Annotated in this window: 18 protein-coding genes; 10 read left to right on the top strand and 8 right to left on the bottom strand. The window is 68.1% G+C overall.

Annotated elements, in window-relative coordinates; genetic code table 11:
- The first annotated feature begins 32 nt into the window (after positions 1-32).
- Positions 33-476, top strand: a complete 444-nt coding sequence (locus tag ACIRG5_RS20505) for a MarR family winged helix-turn-helix transcriptional regulator (protein ID WP_402906708.1) — start codon at positions 33-35, stop codon at positions 474-476.
- On the opposite strand, the gene ACIRG5_RS20510 is transcribed toward ACIRG5_RS20505, so the two are convergent.
- Entirely contained in the window at positions 469-1,059 is a 591-nt protein-coding gene (locus tag ACIRG5_RS20510; RefSeq protein WP_402906709.1) for a maleylpyruvate isomerase family mycothiol-dependent enzyme, read from the bottom strand. The two genes, ACIRG5_RS20505 and ACIRG5_RS20510, sit on opposite strands and share 8 nt — an antisense overlap.
- A 60-nt stretch (positions 1,060-1,119) precedes the next feature.
- Between ACIRG5_RS20510 and ACIRG5_RS20515 the strand changes: the two genes are divergently transcribed.
- The 5 genes from ACIRG5_RS20515 to ACIRG5_RS20535 all read left to right on the top strand — a co-directional run bounded on the left by ACIRG5_RS20515 (position 1,120) and on the right by ACIRG5_RS20535 (position 3,814).
- Positions 1,120-1,656 carry an RBBP9/YdeN family alpha/beta hydrolase gene (locus ACIRG5_RS20515; RefSeq protein ID WP_402906711.1) on the top strand — a complete coding sequence of 179 codons (537 nt, stop codon included), beginning with the start codon at positions 1,120-1,122 and terminating at the stop codon, positions 1,654-1,656.
- A gap of 10 nt (positions 1,657-1,666) precedes the next feature.
- The gene (locus tag ACIRG5_RS20520; RefSeq protein WP_402906713.1) at positions 1,667-2,605 is read left to right on the top strand and encodes an RNA polymerase subunit sigma-70; all 939 of its coding nucleotides are present in this window, start codon (positions 1,667-1,669) and stop codon (positions 2,603-2,605) included.
- Between the two features lie 9 nt (positions 2,606-2,614).
- Complete coding sequence (locus ACIRG5_RS20525) at positions 2,615-2,968, top strand: VOC family protein (RefSeq protein WP_402906715.1); 354 nt, start codon at positions 2,615-2,617, stop codon at positions 2,966-2,968.
- A 10-nt stretch (positions 2,969-2,978) separates the two neighbouring features.
- Positions 2,979-3,545: a GNAT family N-acetyltransferase gene (locus ACIRG5_RS20530; protein WP_402906717.1), complete on the top strand. Its 567-nt coding sequence runs from the start codon at positions 2,979-2,981 to the stop codon at positions 3,543-3,545.
- A gap of 95 nt (positions 3,546-3,640) precedes the next feature.
- On the top strand, positions 3,641-3,814 hold the full coding sequence (locus ACIRG5_RS20535; protein WP_402906719.1) for an alpha/beta fold hydrolase: 174 nt from the start codon (positions 3,641-3,643) through the stop codon (positions 3,812-3,814).
- Here ACIRG5_RS20535 and ACIRG5_RS20540 read toward each other — a convergent pair.
- From ACIRG5_RS20540 to ACIRG5_RS20555, 4 genes are all read right to left on the bottom strand, one after another.
- Positions 3,764-4,309 carry a hypothetical protein gene (locus ACIRG5_RS20540; protein ID WP_402906721.1) on the bottom strand — a complete coding sequence of 182 codons (546 nt, stop codon included), beginning with the start codon at positions 4,307-4,309 and terminating at the stop codon, positions 3,764-3,766. The two genes, ACIRG5_RS20535 and ACIRG5_RS20540, sit on opposite strands and share 51 nt — an antisense overlap.
- A 125-nt stretch (positions 4,310-4,434) precedes the next feature.
- Positions 4,435-5,763: a ferric reductase-like transmembrane domain-containing protein gene (locus ACIRG5_RS20545; RefSeq protein ID WP_402906723.1), complete on the bottom strand. Its 1,329-nt coding sequence runs from the start codon at positions 5,761-5,763 to the stop codon at positions 4,435-4,437.
- Between the two features lie 56 nt (positions 5,764-5,819).
- Positions 5,820-6,467, bottom strand: coding sequence for a response regulator transcription factor (locus ACIRG5_RS20550; protein ID WP_319979814.1), 648 nt, complete (start codon positions 6,465-6,467; stop codon positions 5,820-5,822).
- On the bottom strand, positions 6,464-7,726 hold the full coding sequence (locus ACIRG5_RS20555) for a sensor histidine kinase (protein ID WP_402906725.1): 1,263 nt from the start codon (positions 7,724-7,726) through the stop codon (positions 6,464-6,466). The genes ACIRG5_RS20550 and ACIRG5_RS20555 overlap by 4 nt, the downstream gene beginning before the upstream one ends.
- A 149-nt stretch (positions 7,727-7,875) precedes the next feature.
- Here ACIRG5_RS20555 and ACIRG5_RS20560 point away from each other — a divergent pair, with 149 nt between their 5' ends.
- Together ACIRG5_RS20560 and ACIRG5_RS20565 are read left to right on the top strand one after the other, a co-directional pair.
- Positions 7,876-9,111, top strand: coding sequence for an ABC transporter substrate-binding protein (locus ACIRG5_RS20560; protein WP_402906726.1), 1,236 nt, complete (start codon positions 7,876-7,878; stop codon positions 9,109-9,111).
- Positions 9,112-9,125: 14 nt separating this feature from the next.
- Complete coding sequence (locus ACIRG5_RS20565) at positions 9,126-9,878, top strand: MBL fold metallo-hydrolase (protein ID WP_402906728.1); 753 nt, start codon at positions 9,126-9,128, stop codon at positions 9,876-9,878.
- Here ACIRG5_RS20565 and ACIRG5_RS20570 read toward each other — a convergent pair.
- Genes ACIRG5_RS20570 through ACIRG5_RS20580 form a run of 3 tightly spaced genes read right to left on the bottom strand, consistent with a single transcriptional unit; the run spans position 9,865 to position 13,101 of the window.
- Positions 9,865-10,287 carry a VOC family protein gene (locus ACIRG5_RS20570; protein WP_402906730.1) on the bottom strand — a complete coding sequence of 141 codons (423 nt, stop codon included), beginning with the start codon at positions 10,285-10,287 and terminating at the stop codon, positions 9,865-9,867. The two genes, ACIRG5_RS20565 and ACIRG5_RS20570, sit on opposite strands and share 14 nt — an antisense overlap.
- Before the next feature lie 10 nt (positions 10,288-10,297).
- Complete coding sequence (locus tag ACIRG5_RS20575) at positions 10,298-10,732, bottom strand: helix-turn-helix transcriptional regulator (protein WP_319979819.1); 435 nt, start codon at positions 10,730-10,732, stop codon at positions 10,298-10,300.
- A gap of 50 nt (positions 10,733-10,782) precedes the next feature.
- The gene (locus ACIRG5_RS20580) at positions 10,783-13,101 is read right to left on the bottom strand and encodes a glycosyl hydrolase family 18 protein (RefSeq protein ID WP_402906732.1); all 2,319 of its coding nucleotides are present in this window, start codon (positions 13,099-13,101) and stop codon (positions 10,783-10,785) included.
- Positions 13,102-13,249: 148 nt separating this feature from the next.
- On the opposite strand from ACIRG5_RS20580, the gene ACIRG5_RS20585 reads away from it, so the two are divergent.
- Both ACIRG5_RS20585 and ACIRG5_RS20590 read left to right on the top strand, forming a co-directional pair.
- Positions 13,250-13,696, top strand: coding sequence for a hypothetical protein (locus tag ACIRG5_RS20585; RefSeq protein ID WP_402906734.1), 447 nt, complete (start codon positions 13,250-13,252; stop codon positions 13,694-13,696).
- Between the two features lie 70 nt (positions 13,697-13,766).
- Positions 13,767-13,955 carry a hypothetical protein gene (locus ACIRG5_RS20590; RefSeq protein ID WP_402906736.1) on the top strand — a complete coding sequence of 63 codons (189 nt, stop codon included), beginning with the start codon at positions 13,767-13,769 and terminating at the stop codon, positions 13,953-13,955.
- Positions 13,956-13,964: the final 9 nt, after the last annotated feature.

Below are 13,964 nucleotides of genomic sequence, written 5' to 3' on the forward strand. Positions count from 1 at the left end.
AGTTTCGATGACCGAAATAGTAAGCTGTGATCGTGAGCGATGCAACCGACTACGACCTGAGCATGATGGTGCGCGCGCTGGTGATGGAGTCGAACAGGTTCCTGGAGATCTTCAGCGCGGCCCACGAGTTGCATCCCACGGACATGACAGCGCTGAACCTCATCATGACCGAACCGATGACACCCGGCACGCTGGCGAAGGCGCTGAACCTCAGCGCGTCGGCGACGACGTCCGTGCTGGACCGGCTGGAGAAGGCCGGTCACCTGACGCGCGAGCGCGATCCGGACGACCGTCGCCGGGTCGAGCTCCAGGTGCTCGACCGGGCGACGGCGCTGGCGGCGACGTTCTTCCAGCCGCTGGCCCGCGAGTACGCCGCGGTGTGGGGCGAGATGAGCGACGCGGACCGTCAGGTCGTCGCCCGTTTCCTGGTGGCGACGGCCGAGGCGACGGCCCGCGTGCGCAGGGCGGTCAGCTGAGTCTTCCCGGCGGCAGCGTGCGCCCGCAGACCAGCAGCAACAGGTCCTGGGCCAGTCCCCTGACCGGTTTCCCCTCGCCGAACGTCCAGTCCATGTCGGTGGCCTCCAGGCGTTTGCCGTCGAGGTCCGCGCCGAAGTACTTGACGTTGCTGGGCTTCATGCCGTCCAGGACGATTTTCAACCGTTCGTGCGGGACTTCGCGGTCGACGCCCAGCGCGGTCGTGATGTCGAGGCCGTGGATGACGTCGTGGGAGAGCGCGCCCGCGGGACCGCTGCCGGGTGGCGTCCACGGGTGGTCGATGTTGTTCTTCAAAGCGTCGAGCAGGTCGCTTGTCGGTAGCCGGGCGTCCTTGCGGGCCATGCGGTCGGAGGCGTGGTTGAAGCGGCCGGCCGACTTCAGGATCTCCAGAACCACTCGCTTGCCCGAGGAGTGGAACGGCAGTGTCGTGTGCGCGACGACGTGCTTCACCGTCCAGCCTTCGCACAGGCTGGGCGCGTTCCACTGCTCCTCGGTGAGGCCGCTCAGAAACTCGGCCTGATCACGTCGTTCCGCCGCCACCGCGGCGCGGATGTCTGCTGTCATGGTCGTAATTACGTTCCGGCCGACGAGAACTCATCGGTCATCCGGCTTGAGGACCACGACATGAACCGCAAGGCCATCATCTTCCACGGCACCGGCGCCCATCCGGACGTCGTGTGGCTCCCCTGGCTCCGCGATCAGCTGACCAAGCGCGGGTACACCGTGGAGGCGCCGCACTACCCCACTCTCAACGTCGAGCCGATCGCCACTTTCCTGCCGAAGGTGCTGGCCGGTCACACCTTCGACGAGGACACCGTCCTGATCGGCCACTCCGGCGGAGCCGCCCTGCTGCTCGCCGTCCTCCAGCACATCGACACGCCGGTCAGCAAGGCAGTTCTCGTCGCCGGCTACTCCACCAAGCCCAACACCAACGACGAGCCCGTCCTTCAGGACGACTACGACTGGGCCGCGATCAGGGCACACGTCCGCGACCTCTACTTCATCAACTCCCGCAACGACCCCTACGGCTGCGACGACCTCCGGGGCCGCGCGATGTTCGAGCGGGCGGGCGGCACCCAGATCGTCCGCGACGACGGCCACTTCGGCGACGAGAACCAGTCCTACCCCACGTTCGACCTGGTCGACCGCCTCATCGACTAGGGTTCTTCGCGTGATCGAGGCGCTGGAGCCGTTCCGGGTCGAGCTGACCGGCTACTGCTACCGCATGCTCGGCTCCGGCTTCGAGGCCGAGGACGCCGCGCAGGAAACGCTCCTGCGCGCATGGAAGGCGCACGAGAGCTACGACTCGTCACGCGCGTCGCTGCGGACCTGGCTCTACCGCATCGCCACGAACATCTGCATCGACATGCAGCGCAGCGCCCAGCGGCGCGCCCTGGCCGTCGGCCTCGGACCAGCGGGCGGGGACATCGGCGCCCCGTTGCTGGAGAACGCCTTCGTGCAGCCCGTGCCGGACGCGCTGGTGCTGCCGGAGGACCAGGCGATTCGCCGCGAGACCGTCCGGCTGGCGTTCGTGGCCGCGTTGCAACACCTGCCACCGCGTCAGCGCGCCGTGCTGATCCTGCGTGATGTGCTGGCGTGGCAGGCTTCCGAGGTCGCCTCGCTGCTGGACATCTCGGTGGCGGCGGCGAACAGCGCTTTGCAACGGGCGCGGGCGACGTTACCGGTCGTCGACGCCGGTGAGCCGTTCACTCCTTCCGATCCCGTGCAGAAGTCGCTGCTGAGCCGGTACTGCGAGGCGTTCGAGCGGCACGACGTGAAGACCCTGGTGGCTTTGCTGCACGAGGACGCGACGATGTCGATGCCGCCGTTCAACTGGTGGCTGCGCGGGCGTGGGCCGATCTCGGTGGCTTTGAGCGATCCCGAGGCTGCCTGCGCCGGCGCGTGGCTGGTGCCGGTGCGGGCCAACGGGTCGCCCGCGTACTGGCAGATGCGGCCGGGGATGGATCGGCCGTTCGGGCTGGTGTTCCTCGACGTGCGGGATGGGCTGGTCACCGGCAGCACGACGTTCCTGAACGTGGAGGAGTTGCTGCCCTTGTTCGGTTCACCGATGAGTTCCGGGCAGTCGTCCCGTATCCCTGTGGACGACTAGGAGGATTTCATGGCCATCCAGCCCATCATCGTGACACCGGACCTGGACCGGGTACAGGCGTTCTACGAGCAGGTTCTCGGTGCGAGCGAGGTGCATTCGTACCCGCCGGACGGTCCGGTGTTCTACCGGACGCTGAAGATCGGTGACGCGGAACTCGGGCTCGTCTCCGAGCCGGCCGACCTGTCCGCGCCGCCGCGCATCGCGCTGAGCATCGACGTGGCCGACGTCGACGCACTGCTGCCGCTGGTCGAGGGTGCGGGCGGCCGCGTGCAGGGTCCCCCGAACGACATGCCTTGGGGACAACGTGTGGCGCACGTGTTCGACCCGGACGGAAACCCGGTCAACCTGGCCCAGGAGCTCTAGTCTGGCTGACATGATCCGGATCGTGTCGTCGGACGAGGTGCCGTGGGAGGACGTCGAGGCGATCTTCGACGGCTCCGAGCCCGGCAAGTGCCACTGCCAGCGGTACAAGGTGAAGGGCTGGTTCTGGCGCGACTCGACGCACGACGAGCGCGTCGCCGCGCACGAGGAGCAGTCCGCGCGCGGCAGCGGTCTGGTGGCCTATGTGGACGATCAGCCCGCCGCGTGGGTGGCGGTCGAGCCGCGGTGTGACTACGCGAAGCTGCTCGACATGCCCATTCCGTGGAAGGGGCGCACCGAGGACAAGGACGACGACGGCGTGTGGGCCGTGACGTGTTTCGTGGTGCGCAAGGGGTTCCGCAAACAGGGGCTCACCTACGAGCTGGCGGCGGCGACCGTGGAGCACGCGCGCGAGCACGGGGCTCGGGCCGTCGAGGCGTATCCGATGATCGCCGCGCCTGGGCAGAACGTCACGTGGGGCGAGATGCACGTCGGTGCGCGGCAGGTGTTCGAGGAGGCCGGGTTCGTGCAGGTGACGCACCCGACGAAGCGGCGGTTCGTGATGAGGGTGGACTTCTGACGCGGTTCGGCGAGATCGTCATCCGGACCGAGCGGGCCGACCTTCCGGCGCCGGCCGACCTCGCCGAGCTGTCCGAGAGGCCCGCGGAGGTCCCGATGCTGGTGCTGGCGGGCGCGGACGACGGGTGCGTCACGCCCGACAACTACGCCGGCGCCGCCACGGGTCTCGCGCCCGGTTCGCGGGTCGAGATCGTGGCGGGCGGCGGGCACTTCCCGCAGTTAGACAGCACCGACGAGGTCGCGGCGCCGGCCCTTGACTGGCTGGGCTGACTTGCGGATCCGGCCCCACGGCTTGAACACGGACAGGACGTAGGCGAACAGCAGCAGCGTCGGCGCGACCACGACCGGGTGCAGGATGTCGCTCGGGATCACCGCGGCCGGGTCGCCCGCCAGCATCCGCTCGCCGATCCGCGCGGCCTCCGCCACGCCGGGGCGCAGCGCGAACGCGATGAGCAGGGACATGCCGACGTTCAGCACCAGCTTGATCGCGACCCACCAGTACCTGACCAGGCCGTACTTGCTGCCGACGCCGAGCACCACGCCGGAGATCATGCAGACGACGCTGGCGCCGAACATCGGCCAGATCGCGAAGAGGTCGACCGCCTGGATCGCGACGCCCGCGGTGCCGGCGTCCTCAGTGGACAGTGCGATCACGACGAGGATCCCCAGTGCGAGGTCGATGCCGAGCCACGCCGCCGCCGACAGGACGTGCACGAGCAGCACGGCCTTGCGGGCGCGGCCGCTGAGCTTGCGGGTGGTAGCCATTGTTCTCCCTCTCTCGCGGTGTCGAGATCCATGCTCGTCACCAGGAGGGGGCGCATCATCCGCTCACGTTCTGATCTCGCGTACGTCAGATTGCGTACGCCGGCGCTGAGCGGCAGAGCGGATCGTCAGGCCAGGCCGAACTTCTCGGCGTGCACCTGGCCGCGAGGCACGTTCAGCGCCCGGAGTCCGCTCAGCACGGCCGCGGTCATCGCGGGCGGACCGCAGACGTACACGTCGCGAGCCACGACGTCGGGTACCAGCTGCCGCAGGGCACCCGGTTCGAACGGCCGGGCGCCCTGGCCGGTCCGGCCGGTGAGCAGGTGCAGCCGGCCACGGCGGGCGGCGACGAGTTGGCGCAACTCGCCCAGCAGCACGGCCTCGCGCTCGTCGCGCACCCGGTAGAGCACGACGAAGTCGCCCGGGACGTGCTCCTGCAGCAGAGCCCGGATGGGGGTGACACCGACGCCGCCCGCGATCAGCAGCACGCCCGGCCGGGTTCGGTGCAGTGAGGTGAACGCCCCGTACGGACCTTCGACGAACACACGCGTCCCGACCCGCAGGGTTCGCAGGCCCGCGCTGCCCTTGCCGACGGCCTTGGCGGTCAGCCGCAGCGTGCGGCCGTCGGGCTCGGCCGACAGGGAGAACGGGTTCGCCAGCCACCAGTGGCGGTGTCCGGGGAACCGCCAGATGCAGAACTGGCCGGACTTGGCGGCCAGCCGGTCGAGACCCTGTCCGGTCACGTACACCGACACCGCGTCGGGCGACTCCGGCACCACGGCCGCGACCCGGAACTGGTGGCGGGCGTTGACGATCAGCGGCGTCACGATCCGCCCGGCGACCAGCGAACCGAAGGCGAACAGCCACAGCGCCCACCAGTAGACCATCGCGAAGACCGACGACTTGAACGTCGTGGTCTCCAGCAACTGGTGCACGAACGCCAGCCCGAGCGCCACGTACAGCAGCAGGTGCAGGCCGTGCCAGGTCTCGTACTGCAGCCGCCGCCGGATCGCCCGCGTCGAAACGACCCCGATCACCAGGATGGTGGTCGCCGCGAGCATGCCCAGCAACGAGGCGGGAACACCCGCCAGCGCGAGGAACGTCCTCCCCATCGACACGTCGTCCAGCGTCGCGTACCCCAGAACGACGATCGTGGCGTGCGTGAGCACCGTCCACAGCAGTGTGAAGCCGACCCACCGGTGCCACACCGTCAGGCGGTCCATGCCGATGCGCCGGTCCAGCCACGGCAGCCGGGCCACCAGCAGCAACTGGAACATCATGATCAGCGCGGCGTGCAGGCCGAAGAACTTGGCGACGGTGAGAACCTCGTTCTTGCCCTTGCCCGCGGTCAGGAACAGGAACTCGACGATCGCCACGTTGACGATGACGAACGCCCACAGCGCCAACCGCGCCTGAGTGACCGGGGCCAGACCGTTGCGGCGTGAGTTCGTCGTCACCTGAGGCCACCTCTCACGGCTATGCGAAGCCGGGACAGTATGGGTTCCAGACGGCTCTAGCCGCCAGGCGTGACGATCCCTCTCTCGTATGCGAACACCACCGCGTGCGTGCGGTCGCGCAGACCGAGTTTGGTCAGCACACGGGAAACATGCGTCTTCACAGTGGTCTCCCCCAGGAACAACGTAGCGGCGATCTCCGCGTTGGACGCGCCCTTGGCCAGTTCCACCAGCACCTCGAACTCGCGGTCGGTGAGCTCGGGCGGCCTCGTGCGTTCCCTTGGGGCCGTGCTGAAGCGGGCGATCACCCGTCGTGTCACTTCGGGCGAGAGCAACGCGTCCCCGCGCGCGACGACCCGCACGGACTCCACGAGGTCTTCCGGCGAGGCGTTCTTCAAGAGGAACCCGCTCGCACCCGCCTGCAGCGCCTCGAAGAGGTAGTCCTCGCGGTCGAACGTGGTCAGGATGACGACTCGGGTGCCGTGACCCGCGGAAAGGATGTGACGGGTGGCTTCGAGGCCGTCCATGCGCGGCATCTGGACGTCCATCAGCACGACGTCGGGGCGCAGCGACGCGACGAGTTCCACGGCCTGGGCGCCGTCGCCCGCCTCGCCCACGACCTCGATGCCGGGCTCGGTGCCGAGGATGACCCGGAATCCGGCGCGGACCAGGTCCTGGTCGTCGGCCAGCACGACTCGCAAACTCACGCCTTCTCCTCCAACACGGTCGGCAGCGACGCACGGACCAGATAGCCCGCATCACGCCGTGGTCCTACTTCCAGCGAACCGCCGTGCACGGCAAGACGTTCGCGCATCCCGACAAGCCCGAAACCCGGACTTGTGGAGACGGCGCGGCCACGGCCGTCGTCGGTGATCTCCAGTTCCAGAGCGCTGTCCAGGAACCGCATCCGCACGTCGACGTGCTGCGCGTCGGCGTGCTTCACCACGTTCGTGAGTGCTTCCTGCACGACGCGATACGCCGACAACGCGACACCGGGTGGCACGTCGCGAGGTGAGCCGTACACGCCGTGCGAGACATCAAGGCCGGCCGCGCGAGCGCTGTCGAACAGTTCCGGCAGGTCGTCCAGGCCGGGCGCCGCCTTCAGGTCGGTCTCCGCGTCCGCCCGCAGCACGCCCAGCAGGCCGCGCAGTTCACTGATCGCGGTGCGGGCGGTCTGTTCGACGGTCTGCAGGGCGTCACGGGCCATGACGGGATCGGAGTCGAGGACGCGGCGCGCGGCACCGGCCTGGATGCCCATGACGGACACGTGGTGCGCCACGACGTCGTGCAGGTCGCGGGCGATGCGCATGCGTTCGGCCGCGATGGCGCCACGGGTGTTCTGCTCCTGCGAGCGGCGCAGTTCCTCCGCCTGGAACTCCAACTGGGCCCGGCGCCGCGCTCCGGACCAGGCCATCTCCCCCACCACGTAGGCGAGCATGAAGAAGAAGATGTTGAACTCCAGTCCGTAGAGGACGGAGGCGAGCACCGGGTCCATCGGTCCGGCGGCGTCCTTGAAGTCGCCTTTGGGACCGAGCAGGGACCGCACGAGGCTGAACCCGAGCCACAGGAACATCGCGCCGATCACGCCGATGCGGGACCAGCGCGCGAGACGGCGGTTCTGTTCCCACGCGCCGACCGTGTAGATCGCCAGGAACAGGATCGCGGAGGGCACGAGGGTGTCGCCGGCGCGGTTCACCTGCGCGGCGATGAACAGGGCCGACACCACGAGCATGACCGCCAGCGGGTAGCGGCGGCGCACGACCAGCGGCAACGACAACGCGAGCACCCAGACGAGTTGCGCGAGCAGACCAGGTGGATCCCGGAAGACGTAGGCGCCCATGCTGTTGACCAGCGTGGTGACCTCGACGGCGCACAGCAGCACGATCACGGCGATGCCGATGTCCCGCCGCCGCTGCGCGGGCGTCGGGCCTGGCCGCCGCCACTCGTTCCACACGGGCTCTTCCACCGGATCAAGGTACCTGGCGCCACTTTCCATCGATAATCGAAGCTGTTCGCCTCCGAGAGTGTTTCGTGCCACAAAATTGGACGAAAGCTGACGCGCTACTCAATACTGCGCCTCACCGCCGACCGAGATCATCTGCGACAGGGCCTGGAATGTCTATTCGTCACCTATTTTCGACCACCGTCCTGCTACTCGGCGCGCTCACCGCTTGCGCTTCCGACGACCCGGCCGACAAGCCTGTTCGCACTGGTCCGGGCGTGTCCACTGAATCGATTGCGCTCGGCGTGCTCACCGACATGACCGGCCCGTTCAAAGGAACCTCGGTTCTCAGAATTCGCGGTTATGAACTTTATCTTGACCAGGCCAACAAACGCGGCGGCGTGTGCGGGCGACGTGTCGAGTTGAAGCAGAAGGACCACGCCTACGACGTTCAGAAAGCGCTGGACGGCTATTTCGAGCTCGAACCGCAGGTGCTCGGTTTCATGGACGTGACGGGTCAGCCGATGACCGCGGCCATCGAGCCCGACCTGATACAGACGCGAGCGCTGACCGTGCCGAGCTCGTGGGCGGCGTCGCTGCTCGGCAACCCGCACATGATGATCGTCGGCACCACCTACGACCTCGACATCATCAACGGCCTCGACTTCTACAAGCGCAAGGGCTCGCTGAACACCGGCGACATGATCGGTCACCTCCACCTGCGCGGCAGCTTCGGCGACAACGCGCTGGAGGGCAGCCGGTTCGTGGCTGAGAACTGGGACCTGAGGATCTCGGAGCAGGCGGTCACGGAGACGACCGCGAACCTGGCCACGCAGATCGCCGCCCTGAAGGCCGCCGACGCCAAGGTGCTCGTGCTCAGCCTGACCCCACCGCAGACGGCCGCGGCCGTGGGCATCGCCGCACAGCTCGGCTGGACGGTGCCGATCCTGTCGAGCGCCGTCAGCTACGACCCGGCGATCATGCAGTCTCCGGTGGCACCCGTCTTCGCCCAGCAGGTCCTGCTCACGTCGCCGGTCGCGCCGTGGAATGCCGACGCGCAGGGCGTCCGTGAACTCCGCGACGGCTATCAGCAACGGTGGCCGGGCGAACCAGGCTCGCTGAACACCGTGCACGGCTACACGGTCGCGATGGCGTACGTGGCCGTGCTGGAGAAGGCGTGCGAGAAGAAGGACCTCACGCGCGACGGCGTGCTCCGGGCGTTCCACGAGACCAACGCCATCGACACGTTGGGTCTCACCGGTCAACTGCGGTTCTCGTTGGTGGGACGACCTTCCGCGACGCAGTCGTACATGAGCCGGCCGGACGTGGCGACGCCCGGCACGCTGAAGGTCGAGCAGAACCTCTTCGAGTCGGAACTGGTGAAGCTCAAGGGAACGCGGGCCCGTTGATCTACGGTTGACCGATGGACCTCAGCCTGACCGTGCTCGGGTGCGCGACGCCGTACCCGAGCACGGACAACCCGTGTTCGGGCTATCTGGTGTCACACGGCGACACTCGCGTGTGGATGGACGCCGGCACCGGCACGCTCGGCCCGTTGCAGCGCCACACGCGGCTGGAGGACCTGGACGCGATCTGGATCTCGCACCTGCACGCCGACCACAGCGCGGACCTGCTCACCGCCTACTACGCCCTGCTGTTCGCGGACGTCGAACGCGAGCCGGTCCCGCTGTACGGCCCGCCCGGCATCGCCGACCGCCTCGCCGGGTTCCTCACCAACGGGCCGGTGCGCAGCCCGATCGAGGACGCGTTCGCGATCACCGAACTGCACGACGGCCACCAGGCGACGGCCGGCTCGCTGCGGCTGACCACGGCGGCGGTCGAGCACGGCATCCCCGCGTTCGGCGTGCGCTTCGAGGCGGAGGGCCGCTCACTGACCTACTCCGGCGACACCGCGGCGTGCCCTGGGCTCGTCGAACTGGCCCGCGGCACCGACGCGCTGCTGTGCGAGGCCGAGAGCGCCGAGAAGACACCGGACATGGCCCACCACACACCAGAAGACGCAGGTGAGACGGCATCCCAAGCTGGCGCGGGACGGTTGGTCGTCACGCACGTGGGCCGCTTCCTGAGCCCTCAGGAAGCGGTCGCCCGTGCCTCGGCCCGGTACGCGGGGCAGGTCGACTACGCCGCGCCCGGCACCACGTTCAGAGTTGGTTGATGCGGACCAGGTTGCCAGCCGGGTCGCGGAACGAGCAGTCCCGCACGCCCCACGGCTGGTCCTCGGGCTCCTGCAACACCTCGCCCGCACCTGACTTCTCGACCCATGCGCGCGCACGGTCGAAAGTGCCCTGCAGGTCCTTGGTGGCGAGCGAAAGTGCGGTGTAGACGCCCTTCGCCATGAGCACGGCGATGGTGCGGCGTTCCTCGTCGCTCACGCCGGGGTCGGCGGCGGGCGGGTGCAGCACGATGCCGGTCTGCGGCTGATCGGGCGGACCGACGGTGATCCAGCGCATGGTGCCCTGGCCGACGTCCTGGCGGACCTCGAAGCCGAGCGCGTCGCGGAAGAAGCCGAGCGACTTCTCGGGGTCGTCTGCGGGCAGGAACGCCGCGGCGATGATGACTGACATGCCGGTCAACCTAATCGGACGGACCGGTCGCCGCTTCTCGATTCCTGATCGGCCGCATCACGGCCTTGGCCAGGCAGTTCGGGATGCCCTGCCCGTCCTCGCCGGCGACCTTCCTGTACTGGCTCGGGGACATGCCGACCAGTTCGGAGAAGCGGGTGCTGAACGTGCCGAGCGAGGTGCAGCCGACCTCGAAGCAGACGTCGGTGACGGACATGTCGCCCCGGCGCAGCAACGCCATGGCCCGCTCGATGCGGCGGGTCATCAGGTAGCTGTAGGGCGACTCGCCGAACGCCGCGCGGAACGCTCGCGACAGGTGCCCCGCGGACAGGTGCACGCCGCGAGCCAGCGCCGCGACGTCCAGCGGTTGCCGGTACTCGCGATCGATCCGGTCGCGAACCTTGCGGAGCAGCAGGAGTTCCTGCAGGCGCGGGTCTTGGGCGGTCACGATGAACAGCCTAAGCCCCGCGCCTGACAGTTTCCTGACTTCAGTGAGAGCTAGCAGGCGCCCTGGTCACGCCAGACGCCCCACTCACCCGTGGTGCCGGGCTCCTCGCCCGTGGTCCACCACTGGGCACGCCACTTGCGGCCGTTGTGCGCCACCTCGTTGCCACCGGTGTAGACCTTGCCGCGTTCCCACGCGGGCAACAAGCAGGCCGGCGGGTTCGTGGTGGTCGTCGTAGTGGTGGTCGTGGACGTCGTAGTGGTCGTCGTGGACGTGGTGGTGGACGTCGGCGGGTTGCCGCCACCGACGCGCGGGTAGTCCGCGGTGATCGCGTACGACTGGCCGCCGAACGTGAACACGAAGTTCGACGGCGTCGAGATCGGCAGCTGATAGCTGACGGTCACGTCGATCGACGCGCCCGGCGCGAGCGACTGCCATGACGGCAGCGTGAGCTCGGCCTTCTGGAAGTCGCCCTTCAGGCCGCCGACGTTGGACCCGCTGTGTCCCTTCGACACGATCTTCAGCCCGAAGCCGGACTGGTCGGCCATGCTGCCCGGCGCACTGGTGCCGTAGTCGAACGCGATCTTCGTGCCACCGGGGATGGTGACGGTGGAACGGTTCGTGAACTTGATCTTCGGCGTGATCGGGTAGTTGTTGTCGCCCAACGCGAAGCCGTAGACGTCCACGTCGACCGCCAGAGACTGGGTCTGCTGCGTCGTGGCCTTCTGCGCGCCGTAGGGTGCGGCGCCGTTGAGGCCGGTGTTGATGGTCGACAGCAGCGTGTCACCCATGAAGTACTCGTTCTTCGCCGAGTCGAACCTGTAGTCGCCGGCGAGCTCCCAGATCATGATGCCGCCGAGGCCCTTGTCCTTGACGTACTTGGCCTTCTCCGCGATCGACTGCTCGGTCTCGGTGGAGAGGAACACCTTCTTGTCGTTGTTCCACAGCCACGGCGACTTCAGCGTCGAGTCGTAGTACGGCGCATACGTGCCGGTGAGGCGGTCGGTCGGGTCGTTGACCGGGTCCAGGCCGTACTGCGCGGAGTACGAACCGGTGATCTTGGCTTCCAGGTTCTTGGTGTGCCACAACGGGTTCACACCGGACGGAACCTCGGCGCCACCCGCGGTGACGTCGTGCCAGAGGTTGTCGATGCCGGCCGCGCCGTTGCCGCACGGCGTGGTCGAGCCGACCGACGAACCGGTGCCGGGCGGGCACTGCGACTGGTTCGGCAGCGGAGCCTTGCCCCACAACCCGTTCGTGCCACCGGTGACGCCCTGCCAGCCGCGCGAGTAGAACGGCACGCCGATGTTGATGCGTCCGGCCTGCATGGCGCCGCGGTAGTAGTGGTAGGACCAGTCGGTGTTCAGGTATCCCATGCCCTCGTACTGCGGCGCCGTGTACACGCCACCGGCCGAGAGTTCGCCGTCCTTGCCGTCGTCGTAGAGAGCGGCGTTCGGGCCGACGAACTGGTTCCACGAGCCGTGCAGGTCGTAGCTCATGACGTTGAGGTAGTCGAGGTACTTGGTGACCTGGTAGGCCTCCTGGCCGCGCAGCAGCCAGCCCGAGGCGGGCACGGCGGCGGTCAGCAGGTAGTGCTTGCCGTCGGCGGCACCGGCGCGGTCGAGCTTCTCGCGCAACGTCTTCATGATCGCCTGGTAGCCGGCCCACAGCGTGCCGCGGTTGGCGTTGGAGATCCAGAAGTCGTCCGGGTTGCCGGCGTGGTTGTTCGACGTCGCGTACTCGTAGTCGATGTCAGCGCCGTTGAAGCCGTACTTGCGCAGGAACTCCACGGTGCTGTCGGCGAAGGTGTCGATCGCGGCCTGGTTCTGGCCGAGCTTGTAGAAGCCGCCCGACGCGTTGCGCGTGCCGTCGGCGTTGAAGAAGCCGCCGGTCTCCGCCCAGCCGCCGACCGAGATCAGCGTCTTGACGTTCGGGTTCTGCTTCTTGAACTTCGTGAGCTGGTTGAAGTGCCCCTTGTAGGGCAGCGACGGGTCCATCTCGGCGCCGGCGACGCCCGGCCACTCCATGCCGATGGACGAGTTGTTCGCGTCGTTCGCGCCGACCGAGATCTTGTTCTGGGCGTCGATGTGCGCGAACGCGTAGTTCAGGTGCGTGACCTTGTTCCAGGGGATGTCCTTGGCGAGGTACCCCGGCTGACCGTTCTTGCCGGTCCGCCAGCTGGTGAAGTACCCGATGACACGTCTGGACTTGTCCCCCAGGTTCTCGCGGCCGGCGGTGTCGTAGACCGTGCAGTACGGCGATTCGACCCCCGGCGTCTTGTACAGCCCGTCCGGCCGGCAGTCCTCGTGGGCTGCGGCTGCGGTGGGCGCGTTGGTCACGGCTATCACGGTCCCGGCTAGCAGAGCTAGCACCGGGACCACTCTGGCGAGCAGTCGCAAGGGAAAGGACCTCCTGGCTAGGGCGGCGGCCACTGCCCGGAACGGTAAAATGGTCCAGACCTTTGCGTCAATACTCGATCACTGACAAAAGGTGTCAGTGAATCGGTTTAGCGTCTTTTCCATGAGTGAGAACGATTTCAACTTCCTGCACGGCCGGTGGCGGGTGGCCAACCGCAAGATCGCCGACATCGTCGGCCGCGGCACCGAGTGGGTCGAGTTCGAGACGCGGGCCGAAGCCAGACCCCTCCTGGGTGGCGCGGCGATCATCGACAGCGTCTTCGCGGAGGACTGGGAGGGGATGACGCTGCGCCAGTACGACCCGGCCGGCGACGTCTGGCGCATCTGGTGGGCCTCCACCCGTGCTCCCGGACACCTCGACCCGCCGCTGGAGGGACGGTTCGACGACGGGCACGGGGTGTTCTTCGGTGACGACGTGGTCGGCGGGCACGCGGTGAAGGTGCGGTTCGACTGGACCGTGGGCACCGAGCCGGTCTGGCAGCAGCAGTTCTCCTACGACGGCGGCGAGACCTGGGAGACGAACTGGGTGATGACCTTCAGCCGCGCCTGACCAGCGCGTTCAAGGTTCCGCCATGCCCAGGTCGGCATCCTGGGGTCTCACACCGAACTGGGGAGGTTCCATGGTGGGAAGGAAGACCGCGGGCGCACTGGCGCTCGCGGCGGCCGCACTCGTGCTGGGAATCGGCGCGGCGGCGGCCGCGGAGGACAACCGCGACCTGGGCACGGACGGCACGCGGGTGACGTCCGAGCACGCCGACGCCACGAAACCGCCGACGCTCGTCGTGCAGCCCGGCGGCAAGGAGCAGTGACGGGAAAGG

The organism is Lentzea sp. NPDC102401 (assembly GCF_044765805.1).
Lineage (GTDB): Bacteria > Actinomycetota > Actinomycetes > Mycobacteriales > Pseudonocardiaceae > Lentzea > Lentzea sokolovensis.